15 protein-coding genes are annotated in these 13,577 nt (G+C 71.1%); 8 read left to right on the top strand and 7 right to left on the bottom strand.

Annotated elements, in window-relative coordinates; all coding sequences use genetic code 11:
* Window positions 1-150: 150 nt before the first annotated feature.
* Entirely contained in the window at window positions 151-1,086 is a 936-nt protein-coding gene (locus HNQ07_RS14795; RefSeq protein WP_184113306.1) for a CdaR family protein, read from the bottom strand.
* 71 nt (window positions 1,087-1,157) lie between these two features.
* Window positions 1,158-1,976: a diadenylate cyclase CdaA gene (gene cdaA / locus HNQ07_RS14800; protein WP_184113109.1), complete on the bottom strand. Its 819-nt coding sequence runs from the start codon at window positions 1,974-1,976 to the stop codon at window positions 1,158-1,160.
* A gap of 149 nt (window positions 1,977-2,125) precedes the next feature.
* Between cdaA and HNQ07_RS14805 the strand changes: the two genes are divergently transcribed.
* Window positions 2,126-2,806 carry a metal-dependent hydrolase gene (locus HNQ07_RS14805; RefSeq protein WP_184113112.1) on the top strand — a complete coding sequence of 227 codons (681 nt, stop codon included), beginning with the start codon at window positions 2,126-2,128 and terminating at the stop codon, window positions 2,804-2,806.
* A 51-nt stretch (window positions 2,807-2,857) separates the two neighbouring features.
* On the opposite strand, the gene HNQ07_RS14810 is transcribed toward HNQ07_RS14805, so the two are convergent.
* Complete coding sequence (locus HNQ07_RS14810) at window positions 2,858-3,766, bottom strand: acyltransferase (RefSeq protein WP_184113114.1); 909 nt, start codon at window positions 3,764-3,766, stop codon at window positions 2,858-2,860.
* Between the two features lie 78 nt (window positions 3,767-3,844).
* On the opposite strand from HNQ07_RS14810, the gene HNQ07_RS14815 reads away from it, so the two are divergent.
* The 3 genes from HNQ07_RS14815 to HNQ07_RS14825 all read left to right on the top strand — a co-directional run bounded on the left by HNQ07_RS14815 (window position 3,845) and on the right by HNQ07_RS14825 (window position 7,689).
* A complete protein-coding gene (locus HNQ07_RS14815; RefSeq protein WP_184113116.1) occupies window positions 3,845-5,539 on the top strand; it encodes a dynamin family protein in 1,695 nt (564 codons plus the stop codon).
* A 366-nt stretch (window positions 5,540-5,905) separates the two neighbouring features.
* Window positions 5,906-6,649, top strand: a complete 744-nt coding sequence (locus tag HNQ07_RS14820; protein ID WP_184113118.1) for a ThuA domain-containing protein — start codon at window positions 5,906-5,908, stop codon at window positions 6,647-6,649.
* Window positions 6,646-7,689, top strand: coding sequence for a Gfo/Idh/MocA family protein (locus HNQ07_RS14825; protein WP_184113120.1), 1,044 nt, complete (start codon window positions 6,646-6,648; stop codon window positions 7,687-7,689). Before HNQ07_RS14820 ends, HNQ07_RS14825 begins: the two co-directional genes overlap by 4 nt.
* A gap of 63 nt (window positions 7,690-7,752) precedes the next feature.
* Here the strand turns inward: HNQ07_RS14825 and HNQ07_RS14830 are convergent, their stop codons facing one another.
* Complete coding sequence (locus HNQ07_RS14830; protein ID WP_184113122.1) at window positions 7,753-8,370, bottom strand: TetR/AcrR family transcriptional regulator; 618 nt, start codon at window positions 8,368-8,370, stop codon at window positions 7,753-7,755.
* 83 nt (window positions 8,371-8,453) lie between these two features.
* On the opposite strand from HNQ07_RS14830, the gene HNQ07_RS14835 reads away from it, so the two are divergent.
* Window positions 8,454-8,873 (top strand): ester cyclase, encoded by a 420-nt coding sequence (locus HNQ07_RS14835; protein WP_184113124.1) that lies wholly within the window; start codon window positions 8,454-8,456, stop codon window positions 8,871-8,873.
* Window positions 8,874-8,887: 14 nt separating this feature from the next.
* On the opposite strand, the gene HNQ07_RS14840 is transcribed toward HNQ07_RS14835, so the two are convergent.
* A complete protein-coding gene (locus HNQ07_RS14840) occupies window positions 8,888-9,604 on the bottom strand; it encodes an IclR family transcriptional regulator (protein WP_184113127.1) in 717 nt (238 codons plus the stop codon).
* 80 nt (window positions 9,605-9,684) lie between these two features.
* Here HNQ07_RS14840 and HNQ07_RS14845 point away from each other — a divergent pair, with 80 nt between their 5' ends.
* On the top strand, window positions 9,685-10,074 hold the full coding sequence (locus tag HNQ07_RS14845; RefSeq protein WP_184113129.1) for a c-type cytochrome: 390 nt from the start codon (window positions 9,685-9,687) through the stop codon (window positions 10,072-10,074).
* A gap of 10 nt (window positions 10,075-10,084) precedes the next feature.
* Here HNQ07_RS14845 and HNQ07_RS14850 read toward each other — a convergent pair whose 3' ends face one another.
* The gene (locus HNQ07_RS14850; RefSeq protein ID WP_184113131.1) at window positions 10,085-11,122 is read right to left on the bottom strand and encodes a M42 family metallopeptidase; all 1,038 of its coding nucleotides are present in this window, start codon (window positions 11,120-11,122) and stop codon (window positions 10,085-10,087) included.
* Window positions 11,123-11,355: 233 nt separating this feature from the next.
* Window positions 11,356-12,141 (bottom strand): enoyl-ACP reductase FabI, encoded by a 786-nt coding sequence (locus HNQ07_RS14855; RefSeq protein WP_184113133.1) that lies wholly within the window; start codon window positions 12,139-12,141, stop codon window positions 11,356-11,358.
* Between the two features lie 125 nt (window positions 12,142-12,266).
* On the opposite strand from HNQ07_RS14855, the gene pgeF reads away from it, so the two are divergent.
* Entirely contained in the window at window positions 12,267-13,022 is a 756-nt protein-coding gene (gene pgeF, locus HNQ07_RS14860; RefSeq protein ID WP_184113135.1) for a peptidoglycan editing factor PgeF, read from the top strand.
* Window positions 13,019-13,525 carry a YqeG family HAD IIIA-type phosphatase gene (locus HNQ07_RS14865; protein WP_184113137.1) on the top strand — a complete coding sequence of 169 codons (507 nt, stop codon included), beginning with the start codon at window positions 13,019-13,021 and terminating at the stop codon, window positions 13,523-13,525. The genes pgeF and HNQ07_RS14865 overlap by 4 nt, the downstream gene beginning before the upstream one ends.
* Window positions 13,526-13,577 lie beyond the last annotated feature (52 nt).

Here is a 13,577-nt window from a genome sequence, read left to right on the forward strand (position 1 = left end):
CCTCCACGGCCTGTCCGCCGTCTGATGATCCGGTCGCGTTTCGGCCGCGGCGGTCCCGGCGTCACAGACAGATATGCCGACCGGCACGGCCTTTCCCGGCCGTGTCCAGAATGGCTGTACCCGGTGCAGACTTCAGCGCACGGTCAGGCGTCAGGGCGGGGTCGTGGGTCCGGCCGCGGGCAGGGGCGTGGGCACGGCCTTCACCGTGAGGCGCACGCTCACGCTCTCCAGCGCCTGCGCCCCTGCCGGAACGCTCAGCGTGACGGGCGCCGTGTACGTGCCCGCGCGGTAATCCACGCGGCCGGCCACTTCGCGCAGGCGGGCCAGCAGTTCCGGCGCGGCCACCACCCGCACCGCGCTGGGCTGCACGCTCACGGCCGTGACGCGCAGGGTCGCCGGCGGGCTGGCCAGCACCACCGGCAGCGTCTTGATGGGCAGGATTCCCGTGTCCAGGCGGCGCAGCGTCACGGTGTCGGGCCGCAGGACCACGCCCTCCACCGGATCGCCGGCCGCGTCCAGGGCGATCAGGTGCGTCTCGCGCTCTCCGCCGGGCAACACGGTGGTGGGACTGGTTGCGACGCTCTGCACGGTCGTCACCACCCGGCCGGGCCCGCTCACGCTGGCGTCCGTGGGCGTCACCTGATAGCGGGGCAGGCTGGTCTCGGACGGCGCGGTCACGCTCAGGGTGATCGGCAGGGTGCGCACCACCTGGGTGTCCACGAAGCCCTGCACGCGGTCCGGCGTGCGGCGGCTGACGGTCGTGCCACTGGGCGCCGTGATCGTCACCGGCCGGCTGAAGCTGCCCTCGGGCTCTCCCGTCACGTCCACGATGGCCTCGATGCTCTCGGGACGCAGTTCCCGCAGGCGGTCCGGGCGGCCCGACAGCGTCACGCGCACGGTGGCGGGGTTCAGGTCGCTGAACGCGCGCGTGCCCTCTCCGCGGCCGCCGGTGGTATCGCGCACCGTGACCGGCACGTCGAAGCCCTGCTCGACGTTCGCGCGTCGGTTCGACGTCGCCAGGAACCACAGGGTCAGCGCGATCAGCAGTGACAGCAGCTTGGGGCCCAGGTTGTGCACGGTACGCATCCAGATGTAGCGCGGCTGGGTCCAGCGCCGTCCGGCCTCCAGCCCGGAACGCCATACAGACGGCCCGCCGCTCACGCCCGCTCCCGGAAGGTCTCAGTGCCGGCCGCCACGCCCTCGGCCGGGGCCGGCATCCCGCCCACGCTGCCGTGGTCGTAGATCAGGGCGCGCAGCTGCTCACGCAGCTCGGCGCCGTTCAGGTCCGGGCCCAGCCGGCCGCCCAGCGCGATCCGCATGCTGCCGCGCTCCTCGCTGACGACCAGCACGACGGCGTCCGTTACCTCGGACAGCCCGAGGGCCGCGCGGTGGCGCGTGCCGTAGCGCCGGTACGTGCCGTCGCTGGACTGCAGCGGAAACAGGCATCCGGCCGACACCACCCGCGAGCCCTGGATGATCACCCCGCCGTCGTGCAGCGGGGCGTTGCGGGCGAACAGCGCTTCCAGGAACGGCACGCTCACCACGGCGTCCAGGGTCACGCCCGTCTCGGCGTACTCGCCCAGCGGCGTGCGGCGCTCGATGGCGATCAGCGCGCCGATGCGCCGCTCCGCGAGGCGCTCCATGCTCCGCACCACCGCCTGGAGCGCCGCCACGCCCGCCGAGACGTCGCGCCCGCGGGGTCGGCCCACACGTTCCAGCGCCGCGCGCAGTTCCGGCTGGAACACCACGACCAGCGCGAACAGGCCCACCGTGCCCGCGCGCCCCAGCAGGAAACTCAGGGTGGTGAGGTTCAGCAGCAGCGCCGCCATCCACACGCCCGCGAACACCACGATGCCGCGCACCACATTCACGGCGCGCGTCCCGGCCACGAGCAGGTAGGCCTGATACACCAGGAAGGTGACCAGCAGGATGTCCAGAACATCCCGGAAACTCACCAGACCGAAGACCGTGGACATGGGGTGGCGGAAGGCTCCTTGTGGCCGGGAGAAACGGGGCGGGGCGGACGCGTGCGCGACCACTATACGGCGCGAAGATGTGTGCCCGCTGCCAGTCACGGCGCGCCGGCCCGGCCTAGCCTCGGCCCAGGTCACCCCGGAGGTCACGCATGAACATCCGCTTTCTTGGTCACAGCGCTTTTCTGCTCCACAGCGGCGAGCACCGCGTGCTGCTCGATCCCTTCCTGAGCCACAATCCCAAGAGTCCCGTCACGCTGCGTGAGGCGCTGGAGTGGAAGCTCAGCGCCGTGCTGATCAGCCACGCGCACGGCGACCACTGGGGCGACGCGCTGGAATTCGGCAAGGCCGGCGTCCCCATCGTCGGCACGGCCGAGATCGGCGGGTACGCGCAGAAGCACGGCGCTGCGAACGCCGTCGGCATGAACATCGGCGGCACGTACTCGGCCGAATGGGGCAGCGTCTATCTCACGCCCGCGTGGCACTCCAGCTCCTTCCCGGACGGCACCTACGGCGGCATGCCCACCGGCCTGGTCATCGAGATGGGCGGCAAGCGCGTGTACTTCGCGGGCGATACCTGCCTGTTCAGCGACATGCGTCTCATCGGCGACCGTGGCCTGGACGCCGCGATCCTGCCCGTCGGCGACCACTACACCATGGGCCCCGAGGAAGCCGGGCGCTGCCTGGACCTGCTGCGCCCGAAAGTCGCCATTCCCATGCACTACGGCACCTTCCCGGCCCTGACCGGTGACCCGCAGGTCTTTGCCGCGGCCGGCCGGGCGCTGGGCGTAGATGTGCGCGTGCTGGAGCCGGGCGACACGACCGAGCTGTAACGACGCGGAAGGCGGATGGCTGGAGGCACGGCGCCCTGGCCATCTGCTTTTTTAGCCCCGCTTGACCACCTGGCCCGCCGCGAGGGGCGCGTCGCGCTCGTCGGGCAGGCGGGTCTGGCCGGGCGTGGGCTGTGGGAACTGCGGGTTGGCCTTGCGGCCCGCGTCGTGCGGGTACGTGCGGGAATCCACCTTCACGTCCGACTCGGGGCGGACCTTGAAGCGGCTGGTGCGGGCCGGGACGCCCATGGCGATGCCGTGCGGGGGGATGTCGTCGCGCAGCAGGGCGTGGGTGGCGAGCATGGCGTCGTCGCTGACCACCGCGCCGGCCAGGATGGTCGAGTGGTACGTGATGCGCGCGCCGCGCCCGATCACGGTCCTCTTCAGGGTCACGTCCGGGCCGTCGAGCACCGAGTGCGTGTGGCTGTAGATGTTCACGTAGTCGCTGACCGAGGCGTCGTCGTGCAGCTCGATGCCGCCGATGTCGTCGAGCAGCACGTGGCGGTGGACGACCACGTTGTCGCCGACCTCCATGTTGTAGCCGACCGAGAACTCCACGTTCTGCCAGCACTTGAAGTCCGCGCCCACCCGCCTGAAGATGTGCCCCGCCAGCACCCGGCGGACCGGGATGCCCAGCACCGGATTCTGCCCGACGGGCGTCAGGTCGAGGGTCTTCCACAGCCACAGCAGCGGCTTGACCCGCGCGAACTTCTCCTGGTCGGTCGCCATGTAGTACTCGGCCTCGAAGGTGACGTTGCGCGAGTCGAGGTTCAGCGCGGCCAGCGGCGCGTCCGCCGTGAGCTGCTCGTACGCGCGACCGTACATCGCCTCGGCGAGGATCTCGCGGGCCAGCCGCACCCGGTCCGTGCCGGGATCGGCGAGCCTGCCGTCCAGATCGCGGACGAAGTCACTGAAAGTCGCCTGGGCACCCGCGTCGATGTTCACCGGAATGAGCCACGTCACAGCCGACACTGTACTGCCCCGCAGTAGAAAATAAAGTGGGCTGCTCTGCACGGGCGGACAGGCTCTACACTGCCACCCATGCTCGTCTCCGATCACGTGCAGGCGCTGCTGACCCGCGAGCGCACCCTGCTGGCCGACATCCAGGCGTTCCTGGACGCCCAGGGCGCTCCGCCCGAGGCCGTGGAGCACGCCCGCACCGCCGCCCGCCTGCTCGACGAGACCTTCCTGCTGGTGGTGGTGGGCGAATTCAACGCCGGCAAGAGTTCCTTCGTGAACGCCCTGCTGGGCGCGGCGGTGCTGCCCGAGGGGGTCACGCCCACCACGGACCGTATCTACGTCCTGGTGCACGGCGAGCAGCCCGGCCAGATGGAACCCACGCGCGATCCCTTCGTGAGCCGCCTGACGTACCCGCTGCCCAGCCTGGAGGGCGTGGCGCTGGTGGACACGCCCGGCACGAACGCCATCATCCGCCAGCATCAGGCCCTCACCGAGGGCTTCTTGCCCCGCGCGGACCTCGTGCTGTTCCTGACCAGCGCCGACCGGCCCTTCACGGAGTCCGAACGGCAGTTCCTGAGCCTGGCCGCAAAGTGGGGCCGCGCCGTGATCATGGTGGTGAACAAGGCTGACCTGCTGGAGACCCCCGAACAGAAGGCCCAGGTGCGCGAGTTCGTCGAGATCGGCGCCCGCGGCGTGCTGGGCCTCACGCCGCCGGTGCTGCTGATCTCCGCGCGGGCCGAGCAGAGGGGCGGCGATCCCGGCTTCCACGCCCTGCGCGAGGTGCTGCGCATGCGCCTGTCGGAAACGGGGCGCACCCGCCTGAAACTCCAGGGGCCGCTGGGCACCGCCGCCGAACTGCTGGGCGGCGAGGACGCCCGCGCCGACGCCGCCCGCGCGACCTTGAAAGAGGATCTGGGCATCCTGCGCGACCTGGAAGCGCAGCGCGAACGCCACCGTGAGGCCATGCTGGGCGAACTCGACGGGCAGCTCAACCGCGTCGCCCGCCTGCTCTCCGAGTTCGAGGTGCGCGCCGACCGCTTCATCGACGACAAGCTCAGGTTTTCCAACCTGCGCGGCCTCCTGAATCCCCGCGACCTTGAGGAAGCGTTCCGGCGCGAGGCGGTGGCCGACCTTCCGGACGCCATCGACCGTCAGTTCGGCTCCATGATCGACCGCTTCGTGGAGGCCAACCTGCACTTCTGGGAGGACGTGCAGGCGTTCCTGATCCGCCGCCAGCCGTCCAACGAGGTCGCCCGCACGCGCTTCTCCTACGACCGGGGCGCGCTGCTGGAGGGTATCGCCGGCAGCGCCCGCGAACACCTGGAACTCACCACCGAGCAGGAACTCGGCCGGCAGCTCTCCCGGGACGCCGAGGACGCCATGAAGGGCGCGGTCGGCGGGCTCGCGGGCGGCCTGGGCATCGGCGCGACGCTGGGCGTGCTGGTGGGCGCGTCCGCCCTGGACTTCACGGGCGGTATTCTCGCTGGCCTCACGCTGGGTAGCCTGGGCCTGTTCGTGCTGCCCAACAAACGCCTCCAGGCACACCGGCAGCTGCGAGACAAGGTCGCCGCGCTACGCGAGGCCCTCGAACGCATCGTCCGGCGCGAGTACGAGCGCGAACAGGAACGCGCCGACGCGCGGCTGCGCGACGCGATCAGTCCCTACACCCGCTTCACCGAACACGAGCAGGTGCGGCTGGCCGGCGCGCAGACGCGGTCGGCTGCGCTGCGGGCCGAACTCGACGCGCTGAAGGCGGACGTCGGGGGGCTGGGGTAGGGGAGAGGCACTGCCCATACTCGGTCAGGCATCCGGCCGACCGTCGGACAGGGTCGCGGGTGAAGTCGCTGTCGTGGTCAGCTGTTCAGGGCAGCGTGGAGTGGATGAAAGCCGTCCTGAAAGCTGGTCTGAGTACCACACGTCCGGCGGGCACGCAACGGTGACGCTGTCCAGCAGGGTCAGGCGCTGCATCGGCGGCGCGTCGGCCGAATGGCGAGGGGCCGTCCCGACCGGGTGAATGGCCCCTGCTTCACCTGCCCCAATTTTCCGCTAGCATCGGCGGCGCATCTGACCTACACAAGCTCACCCGGCTTCATGTCCACGCCTTAAGCTGAATCGATTCAGTTCCCTCCCCAAGGAGACCCTATGACCCAGCCCACGCAGCCCCGTATTACCGTCTGGCACGAGTACCGCCACGAGCACGAGAACCCCAAGGTGGCCGCCGTCTATCCGCAGGGGATGCACGTGGCAATGGCCGACGGCCTGAAGGCCCACGGCTTCACGGACGTCCGCACCGCGACCCTCGACGAGCCCGAGCACGGTCTGACCGACGAGGTGCTCAGCAGTACCGACGTGCTGCTGTGGTGGGGCCACAAGGCGCACGGCGACGTCAGCGACGTCATTGCCGAGAAGGTCGTGCAGCGCGTGTGGGACGGCATGGGCCTGATCGTGCTGCACTCCGGGCACTTCAGCAAGCCCTTCAAGCGGCTCATGGGCACGTCCTGCGACCTGAAGTGGCGCGAGGCGACCGACAAGGAGCGCCTGTGGGTCGTGGACCCCAGCCACCCCATCGCGCACGGCGTCGGCGAGTACCTCGAGATCGAGGCCGAGGAGATGTACGGCGAGCACTTCGACATCCCCACACCGGACGAGCTGATCTTCGTGAGCTGGTTCTCGGGCGGCGAGGTCTTCCGGTCCGGCTGCACCTTCCGGCGCGGCAGCGGCAAGATCTTCTACTTCCGCCCCGGCCACGAGACCTACCCCACGTACTTCCACGACGGCGTGCGTCAGGTCATTGCCAACGCCGCCCGCTGGACCGCGCCGACCGCCAGCGCGCCGCGCGCCTTCGGCAACCGCCAGCCGCTCGAAGCGTTGCCGGAGCCCAAGTGACCGCGCCCACCAAGGTCGTCAGCGCGGCGATCATCGGCGCGGGCGGGATCTCCAAGCGGCACTACGACGGCTACAAGCAGGCGGGCGTGAACGTGGTGGCCATCGTGGACGCCAGCGAGGCGATCCGGCAGCTGCGCGAGAAGGAATGGGAGGTGCGCGCCTACGCCAGCTTCGAGGAGCTGCTCGAGCACGAGGACGTGCAGGCGGTCAGCATCTGCACCCCGAACGCGTACCACGCGCCGGCCACCATCGCCGCGCTCGACCGGGGCATCCACGTGTTGTGCGAGAAGCCGCTGTCGCTGGACCTGGACGCGTGTGACGCCATGATCGCCGCGGCCCGCCGGAGCGGCACGGTGCTGCAGACCGGGCACCACCTGCGCTCCAATCCCCTGGCGCGCACGGCCAAGCGCCTGATCGACGAGGGCCGCATCGGACGCGTGGCGTTCATGCGGCTGCGTCAGGCGCACGACTGGGGCGGCGCGGAGCAGGTGCGCGGCGTGTTCGGCAGCCTCGCGGCGTCCGGCGGCGGCACGCTGCTCGACAACGGCTGCCACATGATGGACCTCGCGCGCTACTTCGGCGGCGACGTGCGCAGCATCTACGCCCGCATGGCCACCCTGAAGTTCCAGATCGAGGTGGAGGACACCAGCGTCGCCACGCTGGACTTCGAGAGCGGGGCCATTGCCAGCGTCGAGAACGCGTGGACGGCCACCGGCTGGGAGGAGAGCTTCTTCGTGTACGGCACGCAGGGCGCGCTGGAGTGCAGCAACCGCCTGGGCAAGGCCCGGCTGCGCTTCGTGAACCGCGAGTTCGGCTACGCCGACTGGGGCTCGGCCGACGAGACGTGGTACGACTTCGCCACGGTGGACAACGCACACGTCCGCAGCGTGGTGCACTTCATCGAGTCCATCGAGCAGGGCACGCCGGTGGTGTGCAGCGGCGAGGACGGCCGCGAGAGCGTGCGACTGGTGCTGGGCGCGTACGAGAGCGCCCGCACGAACCTGCCCGTGCCTCTGACCCTGGCGCCGCAGCCGGTCTGACGGTCAGAGGAACGCGCGCCGGGCGAAGGCCTCGGCGCGCGTCGTGTTGTTCCGTGGTCAGCGTCAGGGCGGGGAGGCTGCCTCCCCGCCCGCCGTGCGGCATCCCTGCACCTCGGCGATCAGGTGCTCGAGCAGCCACGCCTCGTAGTCGTCGGGGGTCCAGCCGAACTCGCCGACGAGTTCCAGGTACACCTCCGCGCGGGTCAGGGCCAGGTAGGCGGCCCGGAAGCGTGCGGCGTTGAGGTGGGCGTCCTCGGCCCACGCGCCGACGATCCGGCCGATGTTCGTGCGCCGTCCGTCGAGGGCCGCGCGCAGTTCCTGAGCCGCCTCGGGGTCGGTCGCGGCGGCCGCAGCGTAGATGGTCATCATCCGGGCGCCAAGCTCCCACTGACGGCGCGTGGCGTGCGCGGCGAGCCGCAGCCGGTCGGTGAGGTGGGGCTGCTCGCCGGCCAGGCGGTACGTGTCGCGCTGACCGGTGGCCTGGTGCCACGCCTCGCGGATGGCCGCGAGCAGGGTGCGTTTGTTGGTGAAGGCCCCGTACACCGTGCTCACGGCCACGCCGGCGCGCTGGGCGATGGCGTCCATGGTGGTGCCGGCGTAGCCCGTGTTCAGAAACAGCTCGGTGGCCGCCTGCACGATCAGGTCGCGGGTGGCCTGGGCCTGTCGCTGACGGTGGGTCATACGGGGGCGAACATTGCTTTCTGCCATCAAGAGGAGTATAACTCAAGTCACTGTAGTCTCACTCCACTCAATGGAGGTCTACTATGAAGCTGGATGCAGATGTGACCGTCGTGAGCGACATGATCGAGCGGGCCTTCAACCGGGGTGACCTGAGCGCCGTGGACGACCTGCTGCTCCCCGCCGCCACCGACCACCAGGAAGCCCCCGGTGTGAACTTCCCTCAGCATCTCAAGGGCGTCGTCACCATGCTCCGGACGGCCTTTCCCGACCTGCACTTCGAGATCAAGCACATCATGTCCAGCGGCGATGTCGTCGCCATGCACTCGGTCATGACGGGCACCCACCTCGGGCCTCTGCGCGACCTGCCCGCCACCCGGCGCGGCGTGCGCGTCCGGCACATGCACTTCGTGCGCATCGAGCAGGGCCGCGGGGCCGAGCTGTGGCACCTGTGGGACACCCCGTCCATGATGAAACAGCTGACCGGTCCCGCGCCGACCGCGTGACGTCCTGAGAGCGGCTACAGTCCCTCGGCTTCCCGCACGATGCCCAGCACGCGCTCACGCACCTGACGCTCCTCGCTGAGGTAGCGCTGGGCGCTCATCTGCACCCCGATCGCTGCGACGACCGGTCCGCCGCCGTGGGCGTCCGGCGCGTGGTACGGCACGCCCAGTGTGCACTGGCCGGTCACCCACTCCTCGATCGAGTACGCGTAGCCCAGCTTGCGGACCTTGGCGACCTCGGTGCGCCACTCGTCCAGGGACGTGATCGAGCTGGGCGTGCACGACGCGAAGGTGCGCGGCGTGATCTCCGCGTGCGCGTACAGGATCTTGCCGCTCGCGGTGGCGGTCGCGGGAAGGTATACGTCCAGCGGCATGTCCACGTCCGCGTCCGGGTGGCGCTCGCGGATCGCGGCGACGACCTCCTCGCCTTCCAGGATGCACAGGAAGGCCACCGACCGCACTTCCAGCGCCAGGCGTGTGATCAACGCGCGGGCCTCCTGGAACCACGGCAGGGCGGCCGTGAGCTGCGCGCCCATCTCTGCGAGGTGCCACGACAGGCGGTACTTGCCGGCGGGGGTGCGGCGCAGGAACCCGGCCTCGGTCAGGCCGGCGAGGTACGCGTGGGCGGTGGCGCGCGGCACGTTCAGGTGCGCGGCCAGGGCGCGCACGCCCCACTCGGGCTGCTCGGCGCTGAAGGCCCCGAGGATGGTCGCCGCTTTCTGGAGAGACAGCACCCGTCCAGCCTACACGGACAAGGGCAGATCTGTACACCGCTCCTTCCTTCACCTGACCGCGCGTCCCTACACTGCCGGGAATGCGTCCCGTTCCGCTGCTCCTGCCGCTCCTGCTCTCGCCGCTGTGCGCGCTGGCCGCAGCGCCCGCCCCCGACGCCCGCGCGGCCCAGGTCCAGCGCGGCGAGGTGCTGTACTACCAGGCCTGCGCGATCTGCCACGGCGACCGGCGCGAGGGCCTGAGTGGCCCCGCCCTGAGCGGCCCGGATTTTGAGGCGACCTTCGGTGGCGGTCAGGTCGCGGCCCTGCACACCGTGATCGCCGTGACCATGCCCGACGAGCGCCCCGGCAGCCTCAGCGCGCAGGAGGCGCTGGACGTCACGGCCTACCTGCTCGACACGAGCGGCCTGCCCCGCCCGGACGGCGAACTCGGCGCTGCGTCGCTGGACGCGCTCCCCACCCGCGCGCGTTGACGCTCCCCGCTCAGCCCTCGCCGCGCAGGTACGCGAGCATCAGCGCGCCCGTGGCCGCCAGCGCGTCCGTGTGCGTGCGCTCGTAGGCGTGGCTGGCGTCCACGCCCGGCCCGATCAGCGCCACGGGGTAATCCCCGCCGGCCCGCCACGCGGCCGTGCCGTCCGACGAGTAGAAGGGATACAGGTCGACCCGCAGCTCCAGCCCGGCCGCGCGGGCCGCGGCGCGCAGGCGGTTGCCCAGGGCGTGGTCGTACGGCCCACCGCTGTCGGCCACGCATAGCGTCACGTGGTGCTCGCTGCTCTGCTGGCCCTCGCCCACCGCCGCCATGTCCACCGCGACCAGCTCGTCGGTATGCGGGGGGATGCCGGTCGCCGCGCCGTGCCCCACCTCCTCATAGGTGGTCACGTGGAACGCGGCCGTGTGCGCGGGCGGACCGGCCAGCAGCGCCCGCGTCACGCCCAGGAACACCGCCACCGCCGCCTTGTTGTCGAGGTGCCGGGCCTTGACGTACCCGGCCGGGGTCACGCGCGGCCGCGCGTCGAAGCTCACGAAGTCGCCCACCGCCACGCCCAGCGCCCGCGTGTCGTCCGCGGTCCACGTGGGCTCGTCCAGCCGGACCTCCATGACGGACTGCTCGCGTTGCAGAGTGCGCAGCGCCGCGCCGTGCACATGCGTGCTCTGCCGGACATTCACGACCGTGCCCGTGACCACCCGGCCCGACTGGGTGTGCACGCGCACGTCCTCGCCCTCCACGGTCGCCCAGTCGTAACCGCCCAGCGCCGAGAGCGTCACGCGGCCGCTGCGCTTGATGAACTTCACCATCGCGCCCAGCGTGTCCACGTGCCCGCTGAAGGTCACGTGACGCTCGCCGGTGCCGGGCAGTTCCCACGTCAGCGCGCCCTTGCGCGTGCGCGTGGGCGTGATCCCCAGCGCCCGCAACTCGTCCTCGATCAGCGCCACCGCCTCCTGCGTGAAGCCGGTCGGGCTGGGCGTATCCAGCAGCCGCACGAGGACGTCCAGCGTGAACGGCAGGTCGAGCGTGCTCACGCGCACACCGGTGGCACGGAGGCAGGACTGGCGCCCGTGGGCGCAAAGGAGGCACGGATCGGGTGGCGCTGCGCGTTCGGCAGCACAGGGGCCGTCGGGATCATATGGCCGGCATCATAGCGGCCGGCACTTAGGGTCGGATCATGCCCAGGTCGGGACCACTCGGCGCGGGCACCGGCGCCGCGCAGGGCACCCGCCCGCGGCCTCCACGCCGGACACTCCCGCTGTGACGCTCAGTCCTCCTTGACGGTCATGATGCTCAGGCCGGCGTCCACGTACATGGTCTGCCCGGTCACGCCGCTGCCGAGGTCCGACAGCAGGAACAGCGCCAGCTTGCCCACTTCCTCGGGCGTGGCGTTGCGGCCGAACGCCGCGTTGCGCGCGCCCTTGTCGTACAGCCCGCCGAAGCCCGGGATGCTGCGCGCCGCGATGGTCCGCATCGGGCCGGCCGAGATGGTGTTCACGCGGATCTCGCGGTCCCCCAGATCCGCCGCGAGGTAGCGGGTCGCGGCTTCCAGCGCGGCCTTGGCCACACCCATCACGTTGTACTTGGGCACGACCTGCTGCGACGCGTGGTAGGTCAGGCTCACGATGCTCGCGCCGCCGCGCAGCAGCGGCTCGGCATGCCGGGCGGCGGCGACCAGCGTGTACGCGCTGACGTGCAGCGAGGTGTTCCAGTCTTCCGGCGTGGTGTCCAGGAAGCGGCCCTCCATGGCGGTGCGCGGCGCGAAGGCGATGGAGTGCACGAGGTAGTCCAGGTGCCCGAATTCGTCCCTGACCCGGGCGAACAGCGCGGCCAGGTCGGCCTCGACGGTCGCGTCGGCCTGCTGCGACCACACGCCGTCGCGGCCGGCGAGCAGCTTGTCCAGTTCACCCTTCAGGCGCTCACCCTGGTACGAGAAGCCCACCCGGCACCCGGCGGCCAGCAGCTGCTCCGCGATCGCCCAGCCGAGGCTGCGCCCGTTCGCCACACCCATCACCAGGGCCGTCTTGTCGGAAAGGTCTACGCTGACACTCATGATTCGACTCTAGCAATCCGCGGGGCCGCGCGCTTGAAGTGGGTGCAACGGGCCTGCCTGGATGTGAGCGAATGCGATCCGCCATCCCGCGTGAGCTGGCACGGGACGTCAGAATCCGGTGAGAGATGCCGGGGGATACTACACACCTGATGCTGCTGCGCGCCCCCCATCTGACCGCTCCCCACGCGTTCACCACGCGCGTCGGCGGCGTGTCGGTCGGCGCGTTTCGCGGCCTGAACCTCGACGACCGCCAGGACGACCCCGGCGCCGTGGCCGAGAACCGCGCCCGGCTGGCCGGCACGCTGGGCTTCGGAACATCGGCCTACGCGCGCCTGGACCAGGTGCACGGCACGCGCGTCGTGACCGTGGACGCTCCCGGCGTGTGGCAGGGCGACGCTCTGGTCACCGCCACGCCCGGCGTGCTGCTCGCCATCGGCACCGCCGACTGCTACCCGCTGCTGCTGCACGACGACCGTGCGGGCGTGGTGGGCGCCGCGCACGCCGGCTGGAAGGGCACGCTGGGGCGCATCGCGCACGAGACGGTACGTGCTATGACCGCGCTGGGCGCCGACCCGGCACACATCCACGCGGCGGTCGGCCCCGGCATCTGCGGCGAGCGCTACGGTGTCAGAGCCGACCTCGCCCGGCAGTTTGCGGACGCAGGCCTGGGCGACCACGTGATCGAGCGTCCGGAGCAGCCGCATCTCGACCTGGCGGGCGCCAACCGCGCCGTGCTGGAAGGCGCGGGCGTGCCCGCCGCGAACATCTGGGTCAGCGGTCGCTGCTCCACGGAAAGCGACTTCTACTCGTACCGCCGCGACGCCGGCGTGACCGGGCGCATGTGGGCCGTGATCGGCCTGCGCCCGCCGGTGACCGCATGAGCCTGCTGGAGCCGCGCGACGTGATCGACCACGTCACCGACATCACTCCCGGCTTCCTGGGCACGCGCGGCCTGAGCGGCCTGCTGATCGACCTCGACAACACCCTGGTGCCCTACGGCAGTTACTCGGACGCGGAGGCGGCCGGGATCATCCGCTGGGCCCGCGACCTGCAACAGCTCGGCACCGGTCTGTACCTGCTGAGCAACGCCACCGGCAAGCGCGCCGCGTACTGGCTCGAACGCCTGGAGTTCAACGGCGTGGGCCTGGCCGGCAAGCCCAACCCGCGGGCGTACCGCCGCGCCCTGCGGACGCTGGGGCTCGCGCCCCGGCAGGTGGGCATGGTCGGTGACCAGCTGTTCACGGACGTGCTGGGCGGCAACCTGGCGGGCCTGCACACCATCCTGGTGCGGCCCCTGCAGGGCAATGCGCTGCCGCACACCCGCGCCGCCCGCCGCCTCGAGCGCCTCGTGCTGCGCCGCTACGGCCACGACTGGAGAACCTGACGTGAGCCGCGCGCCCCGCCCCCCCGGAGTTCACCGTTCCCCCCGCCACTCC

The organism is Deinococcus metalli (genome assembly GCF_014201805.1).
Classification (GTDB): domain Bacteria; phylum Deinococcota; class Deinococci; order Deinococcales; family Deinococcaceae; genus Deinococcus; species Deinococcus metalli.